At 38.8% G+C, this 25252-nt stretch carries 19 protein-coding genes and 3 pseudogenes; all 22 read right to left on the reverse strand.

Annotated elements, in window-relative coordinates; genetic code table 11:
* Window positions 1-2078, reverse strand: a 2078-nt coding sequence (locus A3IA_RS13240; RefSeq protein WP_039827688.1) for a KxYKxGKxW signal peptide domain-containing protein, incomplete at its 3' end; no start/stop codon positions are given.
* A gap of 423 nt (window positions 2079-2501) precedes the next feature.
* Window positions 2502-2681 (reverse strand): hypothetical protein, encoded by a 180-nt coding sequence (locus A3IA_RS0105155; protein WP_018380257.1) that lies wholly within the window; start codon window positions 2679-2681, stop codon window positions 2502-2504.
* Window positions 2682-2687: 6 nt separating this feature from the next.
* Window positions 2688-4010: an accessory Sec system glycosylation chaperone GtfB gene (gene gtfB, locus A3IA_RS0105160; RefSeq protein WP_018380258.1), complete on the reverse strand. Its 1323-nt coding sequence runs from the start codon at window positions 4008-4010 to the stop codon at window positions 2688-2690.
* Complete coding sequence (gene gtfA, locus A3IA_RS0105165) at window positions 4007-5512, reverse strand: accessory Sec system glycosyltransferase GtfA (protein ID WP_018380259.1); 1506 nt, start codon at window positions 5510-5512, stop codon at window positions 4007-4009. Before gtfA ends, gtfB begins: the two co-directional genes overlap by 4 nt.
* Before the next feature lie 15 nt (window positions 5513-5527).
* Window positions 5528-7906: an accessory Sec system translocase SecA2 gene (secA2, locus tag A3IA_RS0105170; RefSeq protein ID WP_018380260.1), complete on the reverse strand. Its 2379-nt coding sequence runs from the start codon at window positions 7904-7906 to the stop codon at window positions 5528-5530.
* A gap of 9 nt (window positions 7907-7915) precedes the next feature.
* The gene (gene asp3, locus A3IA_RS0105175) at window positions 7916-8881 is read right to left on the reverse strand and encodes an accessory Sec system protein Asp3 (RefSeq protein WP_018380261.1); all 966 of its coding nucleotides are present in this window, start codon (window positions 8879-8881) and stop codon (window positions 7916-7918) included.
* A complete protein-coding gene (gene asp2, locus A3IA_RS0105180; protein ID WP_018380262.1) occupies window positions 8878-10461 on the reverse strand; it encodes an accessory Sec system protein Asp2 in 1584 nt (527 codons plus the stop codon). Before asp2 ends, asp3 begins: the two co-directional genes overlap by 4 nt.
* On the reverse strand, window positions 10454-12007 hold the full coding sequence (gene asp1, locus A3IA_RS0105185; RefSeq protein ID WP_018380263.1) for an accessory Sec system protein Asp1: 1554 nt from the start codon (window positions 12005-12007) through the stop codon (window positions 10454-10456). Before asp1 ends, asp2 begins: the two co-directional genes overlap by 8 nt.
* 11 nt (window positions 12008-12018) lie before the next feature.
* Entirely contained in the window at window positions 12019-13239 is a 1221-nt protein-coding gene (gene secY2, locus A3IA_RS0105190) for an accessory Sec system protein translocase subunit SecY2 (protein WP_156802406.1), read from the reverse strand.
* 421 nt (window positions 13240-13660) lie between these two features.
* On the reverse strand, window positions 13661-13801 hold the full coding sequence (locus A3IA_RS13440) for a putative holin-like toxin (protein ID WP_018380265.1): 141 nt from the start codon (window positions 13799-13801) through the stop codon (window positions 13661-13663).
* 216 nt (window positions 13802-14017) lie between these two features.
* Window positions 14018-14140, reverse strand: a complete 123-nt coding sequence (locus A3IA_RS13600; protein ID WP_018380266.1) for a putative holin-like toxin — start codon at window positions 14138-14140, stop codon at window positions 14018-14020.
* A 623-nt stretch (window positions 14141-14763) separates the two neighbouring features.
* Window positions 14764-15156, reverse strand: a pseudogene (locus A3IA_RS12590) (relaxase/mobilization nuclease domain-containing protein); the annotation flags it as partial.
* Window positions 15143-15424, reverse strand: a pseudogene (locus tag A3IA_RS12595) (MobC family plasmid mobilization relaxosome protein). The pseudogenes A3IA_RS12595 and A3IA_RS12590, both read right to left, overlap by 14 nt.
* 72 nt (window positions 15425-15496) lie before the next feature.
* Window positions 15497-15862, reverse strand: coding sequence for an SAG1252 family conjugative relaxosome accessory protein (locus tag A3IA_RS0105210; RefSeq protein ID WP_026217565.1), 366 nt, complete (start codon window positions 15860-15862; stop codon window positions 15497-15499).
* 545 nt (window positions 15863-16407) lie between these two features.
* Window positions 16408-17997, reverse strand: a complete 1590-nt coding sequence (locus tag A3IA_RS0105215; RefSeq protein WP_018380269.1) for a hypothetical protein — start codon at window positions 17995-17997, stop codon at window positions 16408-16410.
* A 14-nt stretch (window positions 17998-18011) separates the two neighbouring features.
* Window positions 18012-18782: a type II toxin-antitoxin system toxin PezT gene (gene pezT / locus A3IA_RS0105220; protein ID WP_018380270.1), complete on the reverse strand. Its 771-nt coding sequence runs from the start codon at window positions 18780-18782 to the stop codon at window positions 18012-18014.
* Entirely contained in the window at window positions 18782-19258 is a 477-nt protein-coding gene (gene pezA, locus A3IA_RS0105225; RefSeq protein ID WP_026217566.1) for a type II toxin-antitoxin system antitoxin PezA, read from the reverse strand. The genes pezT and pezA overlap by 1 nt, the downstream gene beginning before the upstream one ends.
* A gap of 66 nt (window positions 19259-19324) precedes the next feature.
* Window positions 19325-19595 (reverse strand): annotated as a pseudogene (locus A3IA_RS11900) (hypothetical protein).
* A 780-nt stretch (window positions 19596-20375) separates the two neighbouring features.
* Complete coding sequence (gene rlmD, locus A3IA_RS0105245) at window positions 20376-21743, reverse strand: 23S rRNA (uracil(1939)-C(5))-methyltransferase RlmD (protein ID WP_018380273.1); 1368 nt, start codon at window positions 21741-21743, stop codon at window positions 20376-20378.
* An 83-nt stretch (window positions 21744-21826) separates the two neighbouring features.
* On the reverse strand, window positions 21827-23254 hold the full coding sequence (locus A3IA_RS0105250; protein ID WP_018380274.1) for an LCP family protein: 1428 nt from the start codon (window positions 23252-23254) through the stop codon (window positions 21827-21829).
* Window positions 23255-23603: 349 nt separating this feature from the next.
* Window positions 23604-24530, reverse strand: a complete 927-nt coding sequence (locus A3IA_RS0105255; protein WP_018380275.1) for an L-lactate dehydrogenase — start codon at window positions 24528-24530, stop codon at window positions 23604-23606.
* Between the two features lie 38 nt (window positions 24531-24568).
* A complete protein-coding gene (locus A3IA_RS0105260; RefSeq protein WP_018380276.1) occupies window positions 24569-24913 on the reverse strand; it encodes a YlbF/YmcA family competence regulator in 345 nt (114 codons plus the stop codon).
* Window positions 24914-25252: the final 339 nt, after the last annotated feature.

Raw genomic sequence — 25252 nt, forward strand, 5'->3', positions numbered from 1 at the left:
TCTGATTTAGCAATTGAAGTACTTACGGATTCTGACTTGGCAGTCGATGTGCTCACTGACTCTGATTTAGCAGTTGAAACACTCACCGATTCTGACTTGACAGTCGATGTACTCTCTGATGCTGACTTAGACGTCGAAGCACTTACTGACTCACTATCTGATTTCTCTGATAGTGACTGTGAAGTACTTGCTGACTGCGATGTTGAACCTTCACTAACCGACGCTGAAGTTGATACCGATGCTGACTCCGACTCGATTTTATCAATAACATCCGTATTAACACCACCTACTTTATAACCACCAATAGCTACCGCTCCACTGTTGTTCGGCACAACATATGGCGCCGATTGTGAATTATAACGTCCATACTTCTGTATTGAGCCATCTTCATAGAATGAAGGAGTTTTTGATGAACCTGCGACCATCGTAATTCCTAAGGTGCGTAAGTCACCAACTGTACCTGTATAAGCTGTAGTAAACGTAATATCATGACGTGTCATACCAACGGATTTTGTTTTTGACACATATTCTGTTCCACTATTACTTCCCGCAATAGGATTAGTAGCCTCACCATCAATACGGACATCGGTTGGAGAGCCTAGATTAGGGTCTTTGGTGGTATCGATATAAAGACCAGTGTAGGCACCACCTGTCTTTGGACTCGTCCATATAGTGTGTGTCAAAATATCAGTTGCGTCGTATGTTACCTTCCAAGTGATGGTCTTAGTAGCGGAGTCATAGACACCTGTCACTCCAACGATAGTATTAGTGAGTTTACCACTATTCCCACCAGACCAGTAGTACTGTGTACCACCGTTGGTAAAGTCTGCGATGGTAAAGGTCGTCTTTGTACCTGTTGTTGATGCTCTAAAGCCTGTGTAGCTTCTTGGCTGTAGGACGGCATTCTCCGATTGAACGACTTTAAATGTGATAGTATCCCTGGCACTCTCTGTAACCGTCTGCGTCACAAGTGGCGCTTGACCGTCTGCCAAGACATATCCCGGTGTCCTACTCAAATCAGCTAGTTCTGTAATGGTAACAGAAACCTTTTCTCCCTTAGCATTTGCTGTCTCAACAGGAATCATGAGTGGGATTGATGCAATCAAATTGCCATTTTGATCAACGTATTGAACTTTGTAAGCGACACCTGCAACACGTTTTTGATCAGAAGTAACTGAACTAGCATTTTCAGCAAGACCTTGATCAGTAGTTTCTTCCTTAGTCGTTGGTGTTGTTACCGCTGCTGCTACCAATCCCGTGCTGGCTGTATCAGAAGTTACTGCCAATGTTTCAGTCGTCTGAACATCAGATGGCGCTACTGTTAACGAACTGCTATTAACATCTGTAACGACTGCTGTTAAACTCTTAGAGCTAGTTGTTGCTTGTGTCTCATCTGCTACAGCTTCTGAAGTAACAGGGGCTACTGCTTCATTAAACTCGCTTGTTTCTGAAGACTTAGCTTTACCTTCTTCAACAACTGCAGTAGCATCTGCCTTAACTTCTGCTAGAGACATGCTCTCACTGGCTGCTGTTGAAGCTGATAGTGAGGTAGAAGCCGACTCCGAAATAGATACCGACTCAGATACAGACAAACTCTCTGATTGTTTTATAGACTGGCTCTCACTCAGAGACTGTGTCTCAGATAGGGATGTCTCGTTGGACTCAAGACCGCCAGGTGCTTCTGTATCAGTAGTCACTTCAACAGCTGGCTCTTCAACAACTTCTGTTGTCGTTGTTTCCACAACAAAAACATCGCCTTGTGTGGTGCCATCTTGACTAGCGCCAGCAGTAGCATCTGTCATCTCATCAGCATGAACTGATGTATCAGTAAGCACTGCCCCTCCAGATACCGCTCCGGCTGCTAAAAGCACCTTCAGAGCCGCCATGTTAGTCGTTGATAGACTCTCTGATGGTATTTCCTTGATGCGCACGGCAGCTGTTTTGCCTTTTCCAGCTACACGCAAAAGACTAAGTTGCGACATGACTGTCTTAACCCAGTTCTTACCTGACTTGTGCATTTTGACACGGCTCTTACGATTCACTTCGTCGAATTCTTTGTTAAATTGTTTACGACGCATAAATCCTCCTAAATTTTTTAATTTCGGAACTCCTTCTTAAAATGTTAGAACTCCTCATCTACCAGTATATCAGAAATTCTTAAAATTTCAGAGTATTTTTTTGAGTTTTTTATATATTAATGGCAAAAAATTAAATTTTAAATCACTAATTAGTTCATTTTTATAGTTGAAATCGTTTTCCAGAAGACTTTTCCATGATAAATGATAATAAAAAAGAAAATTATGGCGTTCAAAAAATCAATTGGTTGCGCTTTCTATTTTAGACTTATGTAGATTGACCAAGTTTCAAAACGCACATTTAACTCTGTTTTGGGGACTTCAATTCAAATTTCTTATAACTATTGATAATCGGTAAACTCCCCCAGTAAACGACAAAAATAAAAAGATTGGGTACTTTATAGTCCCAACCTCTAAAAAATTCACTCAATTAAAGAAATATTTAATTAGCGAAACGATACTCGTAATCAGTCCTCCCAAAATGGTTAGAATAATAATCAGTTGAAAATCAAAGGTTTTCTTTTTCTTTTCTTCCTTTGGTGGGGTGTATCGTTCATCAGAAAGGCGTTTTGTGATACTTTCTTGTAATGGATTCTTTTTTGTCATCGCTACCTACCCAATAATGTTTCGATAATTTTTCTTCGTCTCAACCCTTGCCCCATCACGCTGGTGTTTTAAGACGGCTGCCATCGCTGTTTTTTGCGTAGCGATTTTTTCAAGCACATCATTCATACCAGATCCGTTATCTGCGGCAAAAGTATTTTCCGTCGCAACATAATGCCTATTATGGCAGGTATTGTCAAAGGCTAAGATTGCCATACGATTTTCAAACGCTGTTCGAATAGCTGAAAGAATCTCGTTGCCATGGTTAATATCAAGGTAAATATCACATGTTTGAAACAAGCGATCAACATTTGCCTGTGAAATATTTGGGTAGAGGGTGACATTGTGATAACGTCCCAAGTCCATCAACTTACTTGACATTTCAGTGATAGCACCAATGTGGAAATGAATGCCTGTTTGGTGACTAATAAGCTGCTCAGCATTTTCCAACTGATCGGAGTTGGTCAAAATAAGGGCATCTTTTTGATTACTATTTTGACGTCTAAATGGATAGAGGAAGCCGAGGAAGTGGGTCTTCTCTTTTTGTTCCTTCGTCATGAGTTGTTGCATTTTCTCATAGGCAGCATAGTCCTGTGAGACAACTGTCGTTTGACGCAGGCGATCTTTTTGAAGGGCAACTTCCATGTTACCTGGAAGTTGATCACCTAGACTCTCCTGCCAGAACAAGACATCATTACCTGCTTTATTCAAGCGATAAGCAACTAGGAAAGGTGTTGATAGCGAGTTGTAGAAAATTCTATCAAGGTCAAACTTCGCCGTCTCTAAGTAGAAGATGACAAACTCTGAACGGTTTTTAAAGATATAGACTTGCTTGTTAAAGTTCAGGATAATATCCCCAGTCGTATGATTTTCAGTCAACACTTCCTGACCTTCTTTGTTGAAATACGAAGTTAGGGTTGCCTGACCATCGATATTGTAGTTGGTCTGGGCAAAGCGGCTACCAAATTTATTATAGCGGTCAGTCAAACGAAGACGACCGTCTTCATCTAACCAATCGACCGTCTTGACATGACGAAGGTGTTTGGGGTTAGCATAGTTAATCACCGCACGCTTTTTCTCATAGTCTAGAATTTCACCTTGGCTGTTGTTACCTGCAATCTCCCAAAATTCCGGAACTGGAATTTCGTTAAAGTAGAGTGGACGTCCACTTCCTTCAGAAAATCCTGTGAAGTATAAAAACGGTGACGTCACGTCTTCAGGCAAAAAGCCATCATCTGTTATGGAAATTGTCGGATTATTATAGCCTGATACAATGAGAGAATAATGTAAATCCCAGCTGTTTTGGTTGTAAGTTTCAAATAAATTGATCATCGTGTTGCCTCCTCAATCAATACTCGCCATTTCTCCTCTACTTCGGTCGTGAGGTAATCTTTTGCCAAATCATAAGAAACCTCATGAGCGGTTTTGAGCATATCCGATTTAAAGAGGTTCACAATCCTATCCACAAACTCACTCACAATCCAAGACTCGTCATCGGTTTCAGATCTTGGGATTAGGTAACCATTTTCTCCGTCTCTGATAAAGGTCTGATTACCATAGCGCACGTCAAAACCGATTAGAGGGAGACCTGAACCGACAGCTTCTAGCAGGGTCAAGCCAAATCCCTCACTCTTAGACCCGGATAGATAGAGCTGATAGTTTTTATAAATATCAGTCAGGTCCTGATGTCCTTTAAGCTGAATATAGTTTTGAGCTTGATGTTCCTCGATGATTTGGCGAAGTTTGGCTTCTTGACCACCAGCACCATAAATATCAAAGGTTAATTTAGGGAGTGCTTTTTTAGCTTCAATGACAGCCTTAACTAGCCAATCCACATGCTTTTCAGTCGCTAGGCGTGAAGCCGTTAGCATGCTAAAGGGCTGACGATTTTTTTCTGGGTAGCGAAGCTCATCCAAGCTACCGACTGGAATCGTAACAATCTTAGGGTCGTGTTTGGTGAATTGTCTAAACTGCTCACCCAGTAGGCGATTCTGAGCATCAGTGGCTGTGATAAACACATCTACTTTATCAGCGTTTGTGAACTGATATTCGTAGTAATTATTCCAGAGGATCGTTTGATCGGTGACTGAATTTTCACTAAAATGCTCCGCATGCACAACAACCGCCAAGCGAGCAGGTTTGACATATTTAAAGACAGCCTGACCTGTACCTGTTGAGCGATCGAGAATCACAAAATCATGTTCGCTTAAAGATAGGCTCTTCATGAACTCCGCAACCAGTGCCTCTTTTGAATAACAGACAAAGTCTTGATGACGGTAAACCACATGATCTCCGTCAATAATTTCTTCAAAGGCTACTGAACCGTCTTCGTTAAAGAAGCGTCGTTGATAGAGATATGCCTTGCCATCTCGTGGCGTGTAATATTCTGTAAAACTTCTAGTATAGGTGAAAAAGTCTTTTCGAATCAAGCTCCCACGTGACACATACTCGACACGGTGAACGATGTCTTCATGCTCATCTTTCAAATAAGCTGTTAGAAAAACATCTTGTTCTGGATAGAAATATTTAACAACTTTCTGATTTTTTTCGATGCGCTCTAGCTTCCCATGAAAATCCGCTTTGAGATTGGCTAGGGTATAGGTGGTTGGCGCTATCTTTTGATCGGTAAAGTGAGTGTATAGCCAGATGACTTGCTCATCTTTAAAACCAATATTACGCGTTAAGTCACAGATATTATCCTGTGAGATAAAATCCATGAAAATGAACTTGGCATCAATCCCTAATTGATTAAAGACTGTTGAACGATAGGCTTGAGCATATTCAACACCTGAACTTGCCCAGCCGATTCCTAAATTAATGTTATAGACTGTCATTGCATCTCCCTCTTTTTATACGAAATGAATCTCCAATTTATTTTTCTTATTGTAAGAAACATCGCTTAGCATCAAGTACTGTAATGCTAAGTATTTTATATCTCTTTTCATGCGCTTGTAGGATTGAATAGCTTCAGTATGATACTCATAGACTGGATTACGCTGGGCGGATTGTCGACCTTGAACAACAATGCGCAGTTGTTGCAGGTAATCCACTTCCTCAATCCATGATTCATCAATAGCTTTGAGAACAGCCGTCTGACGGAATGTTTCAAAATCCTTTGTGATAAGTTTTTCTTTTCGATCTTGCTCTTCTTTGATAAGTTCCCACAAGTAGGCTTTGACAGCTACCTTATCTGTCGCGTCAAAACCGTCAGGAAAGGCGGTAAACTCATAAGAGAGATGGTCAAAAATATAACGTTCCACAATGAACGGGGTCAACTCTTCATGGCTATCAATAAAGTCAGTTAGGGCATCTTCGATAATCTGTTGAACATCAAACCCTTCACTGCTACCGTTTAGCACACGATTGCGCTCTTGATAGATAAAATTGCGCTGGATTTTGACGCTCTCATCATACTGAACGATGGTTGTCCTAGACTCTTTTCCAGAGCTTTCACTGGCTGCTTGCGCTTTGGTGATGGCTGTTTTAAATCGATTTTGCTGTAATTCTTTTGGACGAAACTCATCAACACTGTCCTGATGCTTTTTGAAGTAGCTTTCAATCCAAGAAGCACCGTACTGGGTGAGCAGCTCATCTTCCAGCGAGACGTAAAACTCACTAAACCCAGGATCTCCTTGTCTGCCTGAACGCCCACGCATCTGCAAGTCCATCCGTTCGTTTAGCATACGCTCAGTTCCAATAACTGCTAAACCGCCAAGTTCACGAACACCTTCGGCTAACTTGATGTCGGTACCACGTCCTGCCATATTGGTTGCCACAGTAACCGCATGAAGTCTTCCAGCTTCAGAAATCATCTGTGCTTCCTTAGCAGCGTTATAAGCGTTTAACAAACTATGTGGAACCCCCTCCATCAGCAGTATTTCAGAGAAAAGCTCCGACATTCTGACCGATCCTGATACGACAAGAATGGGTTGACCTGTTTGGTGGATGCGCTTAATTTCTTGAACACAGGCGTTAACCTTCTCAGGCAGGGTGGTAAAGATTTTATCTGGCAAGTCTTTTCGCTGAACAGGTTTGTTAGTTGGTATGCGGATAACTTCCATGTTGTAGATTTCGATAAATTCTTCTTCTGCTGGCTTCCCTGTCCCTGTCATACCCGCTAATTTGCGGAAGAGAAGAAATAGATTTTGATAGGTGATGGACGCCATCGCACGCATTTCCGGAGAAATCTTGACATTCTCCTTAGCTTCAATAGCTTGATGCTGTCCACCCTGTAGTTTTGTTGACTCAAGAATACGGCCATTCGTCTGATCGAGCAACTGTACCTTGCCACTTTCTACCACGTATTCCTTTCCTAGGGTAAACAAGGTGTGGGCTCTAAGAGCAAGATTGACATGTCTCACCAGTTCAAAATGCGTTACATTATAAATATCATGCAAGGCAAAGAAACTCTCGGCAGCATCCATCCCTGTTTGCCTTAGCCAGACTTCCTTTTGCTCTTGATTGACGTAGTAATCCTCATCTTCAACTAAGGTTGTGACAAACTGGTTGCTAATCTCATAGAGATTAGACTGAACCCTTGGTGCCCCAGAAATAACTAGGGGCGTTTGGGCAGAATCCAGCAAGACCGAATCCGCTTCATCAACGATAACGTAATTTAAATCACGCATGTACTTTTTAGATTTATGTGGGGCAAGATTATCGATGAGGTAATCAAAGCCTAAAACCGCATTGGTCGTGTAGATAATGTCTGAAGCATAAATTCTTTTTTTCTCGGGAATTTCTATCTTCTTCTCATCTTCTCGCACCCCGATACCAACTGTCAAGCCAAGAAAGGTGTAGACAGGACGCATTTCTTCAGCATCTCGACAGGCTAAATAAGCGTTAGTCGTCACCAAAATTGCCCCATCACCCGTCAAGCCGTTTAGGTATAAAGGCATGGTGGCAGTCAGGGTTTTCCCCTCTCCTGTCTTCATTTCGGCGAGGTTACCTTGATGGAGCACAATAGCCCCCATCACCTGCACATCATAGGGAAATTTTCCCAAAACTCTTTTATCCGCTTCACGTACTACCGCATAGGCTTCTGGCAGTAAACTATCTAAAGTTTCACCGTTTTTTAAGCGTTTGCGAAACTCCACTGTCTTATGCTGGAGATCGTGATCAGATAGCGATGCCATTTCATCGGCTAAATCATTAATCTTATCAACGGTTTTTTGAATCTTTTTTAAGCGATAAAAATCTAAGGTAAAATAATCTTTTATATTACTCATACTCTCTCTTTATGTGATAAATGGCAAACTGGCTAGCCTGTCCATCTGATTATATCTATTTTTAACGAGACCCAAATCAAGACTACCACTATCCAGCGCTCCATCATATATGGTCAATGAGGTGGAATAACCATACCTCTCAAACAATTCTTCAATTGGGGTTGCTGGCTGGCAATTCTCTCTTGTAAAATGCTCAAGATAGGTCTCTTTATCTCCTAAGTCAGACGTTATAAAGGCGTCACAATCATCCATGCGCTCCATCATCTGAAGAACAGCGAGATTGCCCTTTGGTCCATACCCAATCAAGCGTAAGCGGTCGTAATGCTGCTCATAGAGGGTATTAGCCAATCGTTTGGCAAAGGCATCTTCTAGGTAGAAATGTTTTGCTGCTTGAGCGTCTGAAACAAGGTAGACGTTACCGATTCGCTCCATAATCGCTAAATCGTTTGAAGTAATGGGCTGTGTCGGATTTTCTACAAAAATAACTGATAATGGTTTTTTATCATCTTTATAAAAGACATCATCTTCCAAAAAGTCCATCTGATTGGTTGCGATTGGCTCATCAGATAGCATGATGAAATCAAAGGTTAAAGAAGAACAGCCAGCATTAACAAGACTGATATCGTACGCATAGGCTCCCTCAGGATAGACAAAAGAGTGATTGTCATTTTTCAATGTGACGGAGTTTAGCGAGCGATTAAAGCGATCGTAAAACGTTATTTGTAAAATATAGGCATCTTTGGGCTGGCAGTTGAGCTTAGCCGCTAGATAATAGGTCTGTCCTTGCTTAAGTAGCGGTAAACTTGGTTCTGTGCGATTCGCTTGAAAGTTCGTTCGTGATTTCCAGCGGTTAATCACCTGACCTGATGGCATTAGACTATTGTTAAATGTCACTCGTGTCCCATGAAATACTAGATCGGACCCGTAAAGGTAACTACTACCAGCATAGTAATCCCATGTAATCGTATATATCATTTTAACTCCCTACCAAAATCACGATTCAATATCTTATTATACTGTGATACAAACCAGACAACAACCGCCGAACTATTGTCATTGTGGCGACCTACCCAGCCTTTTCCATAGATTTTTAATTTCTTATCACGCGTTTTCTCGATAATATCATCAAAAGCCTTATCGTCGTAATCATCATCTTTCATATAGGCTAGGGCGAGTTGGGTGTGGCTAAAATCAGCTTTGTTAAACTTCTTCCAAAAACGATTGTTAAGGTGTTGAATCGCCTCTTCATCCTGAGCTCCTGACATCGCCTGTAATAAGTCTAGTGAAGTACCAAAACCATTTGGTCGACTCAAGCGCTCTTTGTAAGCCATATTTCCCAAGTTAACCAAGGGTTTTCCAACAACAATCGCATGTGGGGAGAGTTCCGAGCCATAGTAGAGGGCTCCAAACGTTCCCATTGATAAGCCTGAAAGTATCAGATCCTTTGATGTGAAGCCTAGAAAATCAAGGGTTTCTTTAATTTTAGCAGCAAGCGCTTTTTCATAACTCTCACTTCCTAGATAAAAAGATCCTCCTTCATTTCTGGGATCACAAACAAGAAGAAAAGGTGAGCCGAAACGTTTCATCATGAAAAATCCTTCAAAACCCTCCGCAGAACGGTACCCTGAAAAATAAACGTTAAGCGGTGGTTTCAAATCACCAGGGTGAAAGTAGGTCATGAATTCATGACCATTCGCATCCGCAAATCGTTCCCCACCAGGGATGTACTCACCTAAGCCATTCCTTGCAAATCGATAGTGCAGAGGACCTAGTTTCAAAGTGCCTTCGCCTTTTGCCAAAACAGAAATAAATAGGTTTCCATCAACAGAAGCCTCTAGAGTTAAAGGATCTTTTAAGGCTTCTCCTTCAAAACACCACTCTTTTGCAATTTCAAAAGTCGCTCCTGCAGGAATGAGCTGAATCCGAATTTGCACATCGACGCTAGAATCGTGTATCATCTCTTGCCATAAATCTAGATATTTGGCTGATTCAAAGGGCACATTATAACGATAATAAGCAACCTGCTCAAAATCTGACCCAAAATCATCGGTTAATACCGCATAGCGATTGCCTTCAAAGGTTATCGGATTAAGGAGTGACTTTGTCATCATCAACTCTTTTATCCCCATCTTAGCACCATATTGTTTGATAAACAAACCTTTAGACAATCTCATCAAAAGAGCATCTTTATCTGTCATGTCCAAAGCGCGTGCTAATTTCTGATGAAATAAGGGTTCTAACGTGTCAGGAAGGCTAGGCAAATCTTCTGGAAAATAAAGGGTATGCGGTTCAATCCAGTCAGCCAAGGCTAGAAACTCATCTCCAACAGTGCTATCAGTGTACAAAACAGCTTGAAAGCTAAGCAGTTTATGGGGCTTGAGATTTTCCTTTTTCAACACTTTATTTTCAGCTTTTTTAGCCAATTGATCAGCAGTAAAATCTGCTATCTCATCTGGTCTTAGGTGAAACCATCGAAGTGTTTCTGGTATTTGACAACTATCCTGCCAACTACTATCATTAGAAACTTGCAAAATGGTTATCTTATCATCACTCATCTTTAATTTCTACCACACTTTCCATTACTTTTTGCGCTAAGTTACCACTCGTATACTCACCAATCTTCTGAACGGAATAGACTAGCGAGCGATTCCAATGGCTCAAACCATCTAAAAAGTAGGACAATGCCTGTGGAATCTCAGAAATACTTGTGATGTGATAACCATTTTTTTCATGCTCAACAAACTCTGTTGCAATCTGATTAACTTGTGGAATCCCCGCACTAATCCCTGCAATCTGCGTGTAAAGATCAGGCGTTTCACTCACATCCAAGATTATTCGCGCCGAGTCTAACACATCAATAATCTCAAGCTCTGTCAGCAAGAAATGAAGCTCGATACGAGCTGGATCCTCTTCCTCGTCATCGTCAATTTCATAGGTTTCATCAACCTCTTCACGTAATTTGAGATAATCTTCTTCACGACTATTTAAAAGCTCATCCACATAGGCTGCCAATTCAGCTTTTTTCTGAATATCTTGCTCATAGGATACAATCGCTAAAACAACGTTTTCATTGACCCCCATCAGCTCAAAAATATGTTCTAAACTCTGTGTCAAATCATCTCGCGTCAAACCATCAACTTGAAAGTAAACAATCAACTCACGTAAACGCTGACTCTTACCAAGAGACAACCTCGTATCAAACAAGCTAAGATGAAGAACCTTCGGATAAACACGATCTTTTAGCAAGACAGCAGTCTTTTCCTGATCCACTAAGATAAGGTCACTCTGATTGACCAAATCCATCGACATGGTCTCAACTGGATAGCGATTCTGGAAAAAAGAAACGACCAAATCTTTAACACCACGACAAGCCTGCGCAATGTGGTTGTGATGCTCTGACAAGGCAAGGACAAGGGCGTCGCCTACCTGATCGTGATCGAGAAAATACCTATAAGCTGTTTCAGCCACCAAATCAGCCATAGACACATAACGCTCCTGCAAGAAACGCTCTTCATCAAAAACCATGACCTGAACATGCTTATCTTCTGCTGTTAAATACTCACGAAATTGGATTTCACCACGCTGATTTAAGTAATCTTGATAATGAGGTTGTCCACCTTGGAAGTGTAAAATGCTGGATAGGAAGCCTCGATCATCAAAAACATAGCGCCTATCTAAAATCGTATCCTCATAATAGTCAATCCAGATGAGCTGACCGTCATTGCCAAACTCAACCTTACCGACTAGACTTTGATTGACATAGGCTAATACCATAAAGGGAGTATAGACAAAGGAAGTCCCGTGAGGCCATGCAAAATCTCGAAAACTCAATCCTCTTGTTGCCTCATCTTTAATCCCTTGAAGATGGTCAAACAAAGACCAATAAGACGACTCATAGAGATCATACTCATGTAGAAAGTACCTTAGATTCGGTGCATAATTAAAAACAGTAAGCTGGGTATCTTGTTCTGTCGCTTTAAACATACGAAGATGGTTGATCGTGTCGTTAAAAGAAAGTCCTTGCTTTTTACGATACCAAGGTTGCGTAGTGTCGTAAAAAGGACGCTCAGAATCATACCAAGCTGGGATAAAATAATACATACATCATTCCTTTATTCAAATAGTGTTTGATATTGCTTGCTGAGACGGCTGATTTTGATTTCATCGATTAAATTAAGCAAAATTCCTGCAATCATCATGCCGATTCCTGTCAACATCGCTATGCGTTGAGAACTTGGATCATTTAAGGCATACAGTAAAGGAAGGCTCGCCAAAAATGACATCACACAACCGCTAAACACACCTAAACGTCCCACGATTTTTGACAAGTAGGTTTTAGTCGTAGCTCCCGGTCTTAATGATGCGATGTAATCTCCAGATTTTCGCATATTTTCCGCAGTTTTGACCGTATCAAAATTCATATAGGCAAAACTAAGAGTAAGAATAAAAATAATCAGCATGTAGAGCAAAACACCTGACAAACTTGTAATCGCAAAGAAAGAGGTCAACTTCTTCCATGCTGGGTTATCAGGATAAAGATAGGTTAAAAGCAAAATGAGATATTGTGGTAGCATCAGCAAAGAAAAAGCGTACATGACAGGCATACCACCAGCCGTATTGATCTTAATAGGCATGTAAGTGTCTTCTGACAGGCTGTTATTGATACCGATACGTTTGACAGGAATGCGGTATTCAGCTTTTTCGAATAAGACCATCAAAAAGATAGCCAGTAAGCTCCACGCTATCAGGCACAGGATTAGAATAAACTCTCGGTTTTCAAAAAATGTGATGCCTTCTTTAAATAGGCTTTCTTGTGATAATAAAATATTAACCAAAACCAATATTGAAGGGCCGCCAATCCCTTTATCTGAGATGCGATTACCAATCCAAACCAAGATAAAAGCTCCCGCTATCAAAATAAGACTGGTCATAAATATCAACTCTAACTTAGGAATTGAGCTCTTTTGATAATCCAGACTGATGGCTATCCCCAAAGCCTGAATAATAGCAATAATCAACATGATAGTGCTATGCCTACGGTCTTGTGTTTTTTTGGAGGTTGATTGGTCATTTTTCTTACCCAAATTAAACACTCGACTTAAAATCATCGCATACATCCATGGCCCCAAGCCAAGTGAAAATAGGCTAATCTGGGATAGGTTACCACCGGTAACGGCTGCTCCAAGTCCTAATGAGGACTCCTCTGAAAATAAAAAGGCATCAATAGCTACATTGGGAATTGGAACATTTCTCCCAACAAGAAAAACCAAGAGAAAGAAGAGGGTCACTAGGACTTTCCTTGTAAAGCTATGTTTCATTAAAAATCGTTTCAAAACGGTCTATCTCCATCTCTCAAAAAAAATTAATTATTTGTTTTATTAAAAAGTATAACATTTCTTTAAATGTCTTACAATGCATTACCCTCATCTACTTAAAGATATATTAATAATAAGGCACACGACGACCGAATGCTATACTAGAAAGTACAGCGCAATAAACATTTTATGATGACTACAAAAGCCACTCATTTAAATAAGGTATACCCTTTTTTTAAATTTAAAAAAAGATAAAAAAACTAACGTTCCCATCAGACTGAAATAAATCACCGTAGCGTTTGAAATAATCGCAGACTATGGTATAATGACAGTAGAAAAGGAGCTGAGCGGGAACTCAACTCCAATGTAGAACCGTTAAAAAGACGGTGGCTCGTTTTACAGATTAAATCCGTCCAACCTAGCCAAAAGTGGGGACGGGTTATTTTTTGTCCTTGTCTTTGAAGATTTTATAGCACAAGCCAATCAAAGCAATGGTAAAACTACCAAAACCTCGAATCGTCTGCACCACTAATTCGTAGAAAAGGCGGACACTTTTAGCTTTTGAAACCTTTCTTGTCATTACTTCATTGATTACAAATAAATTATTTAATCAAAAATGCTCAAAAAAAAAACGGTCCCATCAGACTGAAATAAATCACCGTAGCATTTGAAATAATCGCAGACTATGGTATAATGACAGTAGAAAAAGAGTTGAGCGGGAACTCAACTCCAATGTAGAACCGTTAAAAAGACGGTGACTCGTTATTATTAGACTATAACTCGTCCAACAACTCGGTCAAAAGTGGGGACGGGTTATTTTTTTGTCCTTGTCTTTGAAGATTTTATAGCACAAGCCAATCAAAGCAATGGTAAAACTACCAAAACCTAGAATCGTCTGCACCACTTCAAAAGCGGTCAAAAGAAAGCTACCTCCTTTCCGTCAGATTTTGATGAATTGCCCATAGGCATCACCTCTCTTTCGGTTTCAGGAGCCACCGTCTTCACTTTTCTACGATGCTTATTATACCATGAAAGCTACCTATTTGGCAGCTTATTTTTGTTTCAATTTCTGCCCAACAACGATAAGGCTTTGATTGCTGTTGCGATTAAGTCGTATCAACTCATTCACACTCGTTTTAAACTTCTTTTGGCATTGCCTCGCCGCTCACCTCTTAAAGAGTCTTTGGGATTACTTGCTATCCCTAAAAGAAACTTCATACTCTTTAACACTTCATTTATCAAGCGCAATATCATGTTACTCTTGAATATACTTCTTTATCATAGTTTTGATAATATAGGCTTTTGAATTCACTTTGATACATCGTCACTTTCGACTTGCCGTACTCAAGTACTGTCCGCTCCTTCCGTTCCTTGTCTGAAGGCTAATTCATTTGATTATACAAACGGTACTGATATAGTATCCCTCAACCCAAAAGTGACGATTCCAAAACTTATATTTGAGATTCGCCTTTGGTTGTTTTCTGTGTTAACGTACAGAGTAGTAGCTTAAAATACTTTACTTAATACCCTATCTGGGCACACGTTGTGAATATGATCTTTATCTGTTTGAGTTGCTACGATGAAACGAAAACGACCTCCTGTTAATTCCATTATGGTCTCATAACCGATACGGTTAATTTCCTCAGGTGTCAGATTATCTTCAGGAGAAAATGATTGGATCAGATGATGGGCATGAATAGCTTGCTGGTGTTTTTCTTGTCAATCATTTCTTGATTCGTATAACTTATCGTTATTGGTAAAGTTGGCATTGTACATTTCAACCATTTCTGCATGGCTAGGAAAATATAAGTAATTACTCATGCCAAAATATGAAACCAATTTTAGATTATCCGTTTTATTGGGATTGAGAATATATTCAATCAAACGCCTACAGTATTTTTTACCGTGCGTCGCAAAACGTTTAGTTACTAGCATGGAACACCTTCAGTCTTTTCGCTTCCACTTGAAATTCTTTGTCAACTCCCTTACTCAATTCTTGTAATTGTTCCTAAGAAATAAGATGGCTTTGGTTAATAGCACGCGCAATTTGATTGATGTTATTTCCAATACGCCTAATTTCAAAAACAAGCTGTTCATACGTGAACATATCAATAGTGACAAAAGACACGTTTGGATTAAGCAAAACTTTTCTGGCATAGACTGAGAAATTTTGACAGTTACTCTTAGCAATTCACTCATTCAATTGATGTAATTCTCAATCTGTTAGAAACACTTTTTTGAGATTGGTACGATAACGATATGACATAACAATCTCCTACCCCAAATATTTTTTACGAAACTCACGACCGAGTGGCTGAGTCTGAGTCACTTCCGCAATCAATTCTTGAACACAGGTCAATAAGATTGGTACATGCTCTTGAGTCACTTGGTGATTTTCTCTTGCGACAATCAAAACCTCATGCACATCTCGACTAATCTGCTCAAACTTTTGAGATTGCCAAAGGGAGAATCCACTTTCAAAAATTCTATCCTGATAATCCTTTTTCAATAAATTTTGACGAAGAAATTCTGAGAAACTATCCACTTTTTGTTCCCTCATCATTTCTTTTATCTGTTTTTCTTCTTGTCGCGTGATTCTAAATTGCTTCCGAATTAACTTAATTTTGTCCCATCCTGCTATCCTTTCAACATTATACTTGTCTGACAGTGTCAAGCTGCCTCACATTGTCAGTACAAACGATACGATAACTTGATGGCTTCGCCCCCAACCCCCCAGAGGCAATCAAACTTTGATTTTCTTAGGAATGATATCAGAATAACAAGGGTAGTTTGGAAAAGTTATCACATTACAGAAAAAGGGTAAGAAAAAAGAGAGCATAACGCCCTCATTCTTTCTGTCATTTGCAGTTAAAGTATAACTTAGGTAAGTTTAAAATATCCCGATAGTTTTGATAGACAAAAACTATAATTTGAGTTTCTTTGCTATCTTCATCCACTAAATAAGAAAATGTAATTACCTGACATCCCAATGTCAGATTATTCAGTATATCTTTATTTCTGATTTGAGATGAAAAAATTTTTTAACGATATTTGATTGACTCTATCGTATCTTTTGATTTATAGGTACTAAAAATGGAACAATCATAGATAATAATACATACTAACTATATATAATGCAAGCAAGATTGAAATAATAGAAGGCAAATTATATAAATTGTAGTTTACTCATTGCTTAACCCCTTCATAATTTGGATTCCAATTGAATTCCAAATATCCCTCCCTATTCTTTTTTAAATATGGATCTACTATGGTGTTATGAATTGGGAATTTTTTACTTCTATCATATTGTACATAGCAGATAAAATTATCATTCTCTGGAAATAGTTCTCTCTTTTTGTTTCTTCTTAATTGATTACGATATACAGTTAAATAAACAATATCAGCAGACATTTTGCCATATTTAACTTTGTTACTAGCAAAACCATAATTTTCAATACTAGAGATTTGTTCAATCGCCTCTTTTATCAATTTTTTTATTTGAAATTTAGTTACTTCTTTAATTAATACAAAAACTGCCGAAAAACGTTTTGTATTTTCTAAACTAATATCGGTAATTTCAGAAATAACGTACGCTTCATTATTTATATCAGGATAGAATCTAAAATTATCTTCTATCTCATTCCTTTCTTCATCATTAATTTCCCACATCATAGAATTTGGAATAATCGAACTAATAATATCTTTAAACTCTATTTTTCCGTTAGAAAAATCTATCAATTGTTCTGTAGAAATATTAAAAAATGAACTCATAGATTTAGACGATTGAAAAGAGAGATGTATATAATTTCCTGATTCAATATTTTTCATTTTTAAAAATTTTTGAGCTGAATACACTCCTAGACAATATCTTGAATTTACATCTAAATTATCATGTTGAAACTCAAGATTATATTGTGTACCTCCTTTCGCGTACACTGGAATCAATGAATCAATTTGTTTACACTCAAATAAAAGTGTTGATAAGAATAGTTTATCAATAAACTTAATAGATGTTTTGGATAAGTTATTAAAACTTCTTAATTTATCTAGGGAAATATTCTGACACCAATAATATAACCAAGATAAACACATACTACTAGTAATATCAAATATTTCTTTGATATCTGTGATAAATTGAAATGTTGAAATTTCTTTTTGCCCTGAAATACTCCCTTGAGTAAAATGAAAGCTCAACGTATTATAATTGTATCTAATCCCTCCATGAGATATAGCATTACGAACATCCGAATCTGAAATATCTGTTATTAAATTATAATCACGTTTTCTAAGATATTCAATTTGAGGAGTTAAAGTTTTTTGGTCCTGATTTTTACTTAAAATTTCACCATGAAATTTGATAATTAATTTAAGACCATTACTATAAGCTGAATTCAACAAATCATTATATATACTGACTGCAAATATCTTCGCTCGTAGCTCCTCACTCCCATTGAATAACTCCATAAGATTTATTCTTTCTTCTATATCTAGTAGCTGTTCGTACATAGAAATCCACAATTCGAAATTACTTAAGAATACATTAATAAATTTTTCCTTCCCCAATTGACTTTCCAGCTGACGAATCTTTGAATTTAAAAATTTAAATCCTTCTCTATTCCAATGTTTTAGCTGCTTATTTTGAAAAAATTTATAAAAAAGTGGTCTATATTCTAAAATAGTTAATTCCTCTAAAAAGTTTTTACGGAATTGTGAATGAAGAAAATTTAATTCACTACTTTCTCGAGTTTGTTCCCACCATTCTTTATAGTCTATCATCTAATTTCCTTCACCTACAATTTATTTTTTTCACGTAACTCCCTCAACCGCTCCTGCCCAATCTTCATCATCTCCTCCTCCACCTTACTCCATTTTCCAAAGAGGCATTCTTGTAGCACAATGGAAGCTAAACCGTCATCGATTTCGGAATCATAGAGACATATTCTATCTCTCTGATATATTTGAATCTGGTCAAAGAGTTTATCGGTTTCTAACTCTCGTAAGTTATCAACTAAATGTTCTACAATATCGTCGTGATGTTCTTTAGGCGTTGCTCTGGCTTGACTTGGATTTACCGCATAGACTTCTTCGTAGCGAATCAAAGTGCTGAGATAAGATAATTCTGGCTTTGTCGCAATCAGTGCTAGTGATACTTGATAGCCTCTTGATTTCAATAGCTGAGCTGTTTTTCGTGGGACTTCTGTTGTTCTGAGCGTTCCTTCGATTAACAAATGATAGCCTTGTTTGCTCAACTCATCAACCAGATGTTCCACCATTTTTCCTGCAAAGGATTTCGTATAATCAACACTATCCTTACCGTATTTTTCTTGTAAGGCTAGGTAATTCGGATGTAAAGAGCGGTAGCTATCGCCATCAATAATGATGATATTGCCTTGAAACTCTTTTTGCTTGATACGATGTATCGTTGACTTACCTGCTCCACTTTGCCCACCAAGTAAGATAGCCTGTGGGGTTGATGAAATCTTCTTACCACGAGTTACGGAACGAATAGTCCGTTTCAGGGCTAGGTCAAAGTCAACCTGACTGAATTCTTCTAACGTCATTAAGCCACCACCTGATGATTCGCAAGACCTAACATCCGCTCAATGCCATCTAAATAACCATTATAACGTTCTACCTCATCAAAGGTATCGACAAGATAAATCTTGGTATTGATAAGGTCAGCTAAGTCATCACTCATCAAAATCCAAGGACTGGTCTCATCATCAAAAGCAATCCCTTGACTATCCTGATAGCGATAGAGTTGAGATAAAATAGCTGCACCACGTTCTTTGATCACTTCAATTTTCATTGTTAATTGATAATCTTCTACTGGTGTTAACATCTTTTCCACTCCTACAATATCAACATAAGAGACGTTGAATTTTTGACAAATACGATCTATAAGTTCTGTCGAAACTGAGCTTGTGCCATTTTCATAACGGCTCAGGCTATTGCGTGAAATACCAACAATTTGGGCGAACTCTGGCTGTGTCAAATCATGCGTACGACGTAATGATTTTATATTGTCTCCAATCATCATAATACCTCCTCAGTTTAATTTTATTATAACATAAAAAACAGATAACGCACCAAATTTGGTGCGTTATCTGTTTTTAGTTTTCTTCGCTTGCTTAAACTGTTCTATCCGTTTTTCAAGCTATTCAGGCTTCAGTAATGGTCTCATCCAAGATCGTTTCCTCTGGCATAGCTTTAAGGATCATTTTTTCTTCACTGGTAGTTTGACTTGCTGAATCAAAAACAACATCTAGTAATTGGTTGACCCTGTGTAAGTCGGCTTCAGACATTCTTGATAAGCGATGAATGAGACCTTTAAAACTATCTTGATTGTGCGTTTGCTTTTTGAATAACCTCATCTTCTCTCCTCATAAAAAGCAGTTCCTGTGAGGACTGCTCGTACTCACAAGTCATCAATGACTTCTGAAATGCCTTCTGCTTCGTACTTACGAGTTAAGCTCAAAATAGCATACTTTGAAAAGCCAATAAGAGTGGTTATTTCCTTATAAGTGAGCCCTTCTGCTCTAAATAGCACCTCTTGAAGGCGTCTATGGAATTGTGAGATTTAAGTAAGTTTTCAATTCATTAATTTGTGTTGTCGTTAGTTTCATAGTCCTATTATAAGTTATTTTTTGATTTTGGTTGAATATTAAATCGCCAACCATAATATAAAAGAAAACGAATATGAATCAGTCTGATTCTGCCAACTTCAACCACCTCCCTGAAATAGAACATGGCAAAGCTGAAGACTATTTATCTCAAGTATAGAAATACGCTTAACTTCAAATAATTTAAAATTCAGCATACCAAACTTTTCTTGAATTTAATTTATAGGGAGGGTACTTTTCATTCCCTCAAACTCCTCGTCTATGGAAATAAGTTGCACCCCTAGGGTTTATGGGAATAAATTCCATTTCAATCAGACTATCACATCAAGACATTCAACTTCAACTCTCACTCTGATACTTACCTCCTATACGACAAAAAGCCTTGAACTCAAGGCTTTTTACTATTGCGATTTGTCAAAGTTTTCTAGGCTTTTACGAGCAGGCTAACACACTCAGCGGTTCGCGGTCTCCAATCGCTACGGCGCCATACTCCTAGCTCTTGGACAGCTATCGCATGGGCGGAAGTAAATGCTATTCGTCGTCGCTTCGCTCCTTGACTAGCAAACTTACCGCTTCAACATGATGTGTCATTGGAAATAAATCCACTGGCTGCACTTTCTTTAGTTTGTATCCTAATGCTTCATAAAGTTTAATATCACGCGCCATAGTAGCTGGGTTACATGAAATGTAAGTGATTTTTTCTGGTGCCATCTCAACGCTTGCTCGTACGAAGCTTTCCGTCAATCCTTTGCGTGGTGGGTCAACTAGGATAACACTCGGTTGAATCCCTTCTTTAGACCATTGAGTCATAGCATTTTCAGCAGAATCTGCGATATAGTGAGCATTTGTGATACCGTTTCTTTCAGCATTTTTCTTGGCATCTTCCACCGCTGCTTCAATAACTTCCACTCCATAAACCGCTTTGACTTGTTTAGCAAATGATAACCCGATGGTTCCAATTCCTGAATAGGCATCAATAACCACATCGCCAGCGCTTAATTCTGAAAAATCAATGGCTGTTTGATAGAGCTTTTCAGCCATTTCAGTATTGACTTGATAGAAGGATTGGGCAGAAATCTCATAGTCATTTCCCAGCATCTTATCCATAATGGTATTTTTACCGTAGAGCGTTCGGAATTCTGAACCCAAGATAGCATTGGTATTTTGGTCGTTAATATTTTGCAAGATCGATACGACATTTGGAAAGACTTGGGTAATTTTCTCAACCATTTGTTCAATACGGAAAATCTTAGGACGTGTGGTCACAAGAACTAGCATCATTTCCCCAGTATAATGCCCACGACGAACAAGGAGATTTCGCATTAAACCAGTTTTTTCTTTTTCATCATAAGGTTTAATGTCAAAACGGCGCAATAAATCACGCACAAAAACAATTAACTCATCAATAACCTTATCTTGAATGTAAAAATCCTCGATAGGCATGAGGTCGTGAGAATGCTTACGGAAAAATCCTGTTTCTAATTGCCCATTAACACGACGAACGGGCACTGCTGCCTTATTACGATAGGCTAGGGGATTTTTCATACCAATTGTTTCAGCAACTTCTGCATCAGAAATACCAGCTGTTTTATAGAGATTATTGACCACTTGTTGGCGTTTGAACTTGAGCTGTTCCTCATAAACTATATGACCAAAATCAGCGATACCAGAACGCAAGTACGCTACGTCAATATCTTGATTACGCTTGTCAGAAAGTTTCAGGTATTCTTCAACTTTTCCAAAACCAATTTTCTTTTTTAGTTTGAGAATGCGCATCTTGATAACTTCACCTGGAAGAGCATTGTCAATAAAAAAGACCAAACCATCTACCTTGGCGACCCCTTGTCCTTCGTGGGTTAGATCAAGGATTTCAACTTCTAAAATATCGTTTTTTTGCATTTTTTTGACTCATTTCTAGTTTTACAACTCTACTCTTTTCCGAAAGAAAAAAGAGAGACTTTCGTCCCTCCATTATATCATATTTACCTAAAGCCTAGTTCGGACAATTCTTTTTGATACTTGTCAAAATCAATTGCCAAACCTTGACCACCGTAAACGTCATAGTCGTCTACCCAATCACCTTGTTCTGGAATAGTCGTTTGATGGATGGATAGGTCACCATCTGTCATGCTAGACAATCCTGTCCTTAAAAGATAGGGATAAGACACATTGGTTGACGTTAAAGCATAGATTTTCCCCAGAGCTTCCGAACCCGTAAATAGCTTGGTCGGATTCTTAACCTGACGTAAAACTTCTCGCATTACCTGCTGCTGGCGCTTGGTTCGCCCAAAATCACCATCATCGTCCTTACGAAAACGTGCATAGTTAAGCAGAGTTCGTCCGTCCATCCGTTGTTTGCCGACTTTAATCGTTTGCTCAGGAACCTGTCCTTGATCATCCATTCGAAGGTCATCAGGAACCTCTACTGATTTAACTACCTCACCGTCAACTGTAGCGAATTTTGCATTGATAGCGACACCACTTGGGAATAAGGCATCAATCGCTTCAGCAAACGTTTCAAAGTCAACCATCATATAGTATTTAACATCAAGGTCATAATTAAATTTAAGCGTTTCACGCATTAATTCAGCACCGCGATGGTTATTTTGTTCACCCACGTTAAAGGCGGTGTTTAATTTTTGATCCTTGAGATAGTCTGTTTGACTGACATTAGGGATGTTAACCAGAGTATCTCGCATGAAGCTAACCATCTTAATATCCTTAGCTTTGTTACCGACATTGACAACCATGATGGTATCTGTTCGAGCATCCTCGGAATTCTGGGTGACACGCTTGTCACTTCCTAGTATGAGAATATTAGTTCCGTCACTTGTATCCTGACCATTAAAGTATTCTTCTACTGCAGGCTGATATTTCTTACCACTGGGGTTTGAAATGGCAGTGACACCTTTGAAAAACATTGCCAGAAGCATTGCGAAGACAAGAAGCAAAAGTAAGCCCAAAATGATAAAGAAACGCTTAAAACGTCCTTTCTTGGGCTTTTGCACAGCTTTAGGTTGCCTAGCTAGTCTCTTGTGTTTTACTGCGGCATGCTTTTTCTCTTTACGTGATTTTTTTGACTGACGTGACCTTGTAACCTCACTAGGAAAGACTGGCAAGCCCTGTTCAGTCATATTTTCTTGATAATTAGTATTCTCATACTGATCGTAATCATTCAAATAAGGGGGCGTTCCCTCATCAGCATATCCCTCATAGTCATAAGCAATCCCCCCAGAAAATGGAACTTCCTGCTTAAATGCCGGTCGGCTAGTTTGTTGACTAGTCAACTTCCGATATAGGTAATTAAATTCGGTCTTTTCTCGCTCACTCAGGTAATGAATATTTTTAAAAAGGTACTGATACCTCAACTGCTCGTGATGCGACAAGCCACCTGTATCTTTTTTTGCCATAGTTAGTGTCTCATACTATTCTATTAATCCATACGAACTAAAATTTCTTACTAAAAAGAAGGTTTCTCTAAAATCTTATAATTTCTACTAACACTTGTCAAGAATTCATCTAAGTTCATCGCGGGATTCGCACGAAAAAATACATAAAATCCTTTTTTCTGATTATATGCCATTCTTCAAGTTAATGTCGTACATGTTACATTCTCACATAGGGAATGACGCATTTTCATCGCTATGATAGTCTTATGCTATCTGAAATAGAAACGTTCTTCATCCATTTAACGTAAATTATGCACAAACAAATCTTGAAGAGATAGAAAAAACCAATCAAAATTGACTGGTTTCATTTTTATAGTAATTTCTCAAGAGCTGTTTCAACACGGTCTTTGATTAGGTTGGCAGATGCTTGTAATTTAGTATTTTCATTCTCAGTTAAACTCAACGGAACATGCCCAACCTTTCCTTTACGTCCAACCAAGGCTGGGTAACCCACATAAGTTTCAAACTCATCTTGGTAACTTGAGATAACCAACTCCTCTTCAGCATCAGACAAGATAGCCTTAACGATGCGAATAGCTGTTGTTGCAATACCGTAAGATGTGTAGCCTTTGCCGTAAAAAACAGTATGACCGCCTTTCATAGAAGCAAATGACATCTCTTCCAACTCTTCTTCAGAAAAGAAATGATCAATAGACTGACCTTTGACACTCACTTGACTCCATGCTGTAAACTGAGAGTTGCCATGCTCACCAAGATTATAACCAGATACACTCTTAGGATTAACCCCAAGACGCTCACTAACGACACGCTTCATTCGAGCAGTATCAAGAAGGGTACCTGTTCCAATCACGCGCTCCTTAGGAAATCCCGTCAAAGCCTGATAAAGAGCTGACACAGCATCAACTGGATTTGAAATAACCACAAGGACGCCGGAGAATCCTGAACCTTTGAGAGAGGCCGCTACTTGAGGAACCTGCTCCTGCATAAGAGCAAACTCCGCAAAACGGTCTTCATCTGCATTATGTTGCAGACTGATATTTCCAAGGGCTGACACCACCACATCAGCATCAGCTAAGGCAGCATAGTCATTGATAGTAATTTTGGCAAAACTAGAATGATTAGCCATTGCATCTTGGAAGTCAATCTGATCGGCACGCACCTTTTCTTCTCTAGGATCAATCAACACATAATGATCCGCAACAGCTTCTGAAATCAAGCCATGAGCCAAGGTTGAACCAACATTTCCCATTCCGATAATACCAATTTTACGTGCCATAATGAATCCCCCTTTTTAAATTACTGTTTGCTAGTGAGTTATTTTCCTGTTAATTCTTGTAATGGTTTAAAGACAATGCGCTCAATATCTGAGATGTAAACCGAAAGAGCCTGTTGGGCATTGAAATAATCTCTAACCGTTGTGTCTGCTTCCATTTTTTCTGTCATTGACTGAATAGCTTTTTGATCATCCTCAGTTGGCATTTGACCAGATTGCATCTTTTGGTACAAATCCTCTTGAAAAGCAACAAACTCATCAAAAAGAGCTTTAGACTCTGGGTTGCCGTCAATCTTGACTTTAGCTTCGGCTACCGCTTGATATTCTGGTAAAGTACGAATGCCGCGCTCCAACTCATTGGCTAAATCATAAATATTAGTTGACATGGTTAAATCCTCCAATTTAAATAAGTATTGACCATATTTTAACATAATTTTCCAAACAAGAAAGTCCTAAACGTAAGGATATTTCGGAAAAGTAATACTCTTCGAAAATCAAAAGCAAACCTCGTTGACTTAATTTGATGAACACCAGCTCTGTCTGCTATCTGTGTCGCCTAGTCTGCTTTTGCTTTTCATTGAGTTGAGTATAAAAAACAGAAACGAATCTGAAAACCATCCTTGCTTCACCTCATAGCTCACATAACAAAAAGCTCCTCTTGGAGGAACTTTCAAAACGTAAACAAGGCCTTGAAAATTTAATCATTTGGATATCTTCCAGAGAGA

Source organism: Streptococcus thoraltensis DSM 12221, from assembly GCF_000380145.1.
GTDB classification, from domain to species: Bacteria; Bacillota; Bacilli; order Lactobacillales; family Streptococcaceae; genus Streptococcus; species Streptococcus thoraltensis.

Bases quoted from the DNA above. Each gene is read 5' to 3' on its own strand.
- pezT (WP_018380270.1), bottom strand. From the start codon at position 18,782: ATGACGTTAGAAGAATTCAGTCAGGTTGACTTTGACCTAGCCCTGAAA.
- A3IA_RS13440 (WP_018380265.1), bottom strand. From the start codon at position 13,801: ATGACAAGAAAGGTTTCAAAAGCTAAAAGTGTCCGCCTTTTCTACGAA.
- rlmD (WP_018380273.1), bottom strand. From the start codon at position 21,743: ATGCAAAAAAACGATATTTTAGAAGTTGAAATCCTTGATCTAACCCAC.
- A3IA_RS0105215 (WP_018380269.1), bottom strand. From the start codon at position 17,997: ATGATAGACTATAAAGAATGGTGGGAACAAACTCGAGAAAGTAGTGAA.
- pezA (WP_026217566.1), bottom strand. From the start codon at position 19,258: ATGATTGGAGACAATATAAAATCATTACGTCGTACGCATGATTTGACA.
- A3IA_RS0105260 (WP_018380276.1), bottom strand. From the start codon at position 24,913: ATGTCAACTAATATTTATGATTTAGCCAATGAGTTGGAGCGCGGCATT.
- A3IA_RS0105250 (WP_018380274.1), bottom strand. From the start codon at position 23,254: ATGGCAAAAAAAGATACAGGTGGCTTGTCGCATCACGAGCAGTTGAGG.
- asp2 (WP_018380262.1), bottom strand. From the start codon at position 10,461: ATGAGTGATGATAAGATAACCATTTTGCAAGTTTCTAATGATAGTAGT.
- secA2 (WP_018380260.1), bottom strand. From the start codon at position 7,906: ATGAGTAATATAAAAGATTATTTTACCTTAGATTTTTATCGCTTAAAA.
- asp3 (WP_018380261.1), bottom strand. From the start codon at position 8,881: ATGATATATACGATTACATGGGATTACTATGCTGGTAGTAGTTACCTT.
- gtfB (WP_018380258.1), bottom strand. From the start codon at position 4,010: ATGATCAATTTATTTGAAACTTACAACCAAAACAGCTGGGATTTACAT.
- asp1 (WP_018380263.1), bottom strand. From the start codon at position 12,007: ATGTATTATTTTATCCCAGCTTGGTATGATTCTGAGCGTCCTTTTTAC.
- A3IA_RS0105155 (WP_018380257.1), bottom strand. From the start codon at position 2,681: ATGACAAAAAAGAATCCATTACAAGAAAGTATCACAAAACGCCTTTCT.
- A3IA_RS0105255 (WP_018380275.1), bottom strand. From the start codon at position 24,530: ATGGCACGTAAAATTGGTATTATCGGAATGGGAAATGTTGGTTCAACC.
- gtfA (WP_018380259.1), bottom strand. From the start codon at position 5,512: ATGACAGTCTATAACATTAATTTAGGAATCGGCTGGGCAAGTTCAGGT.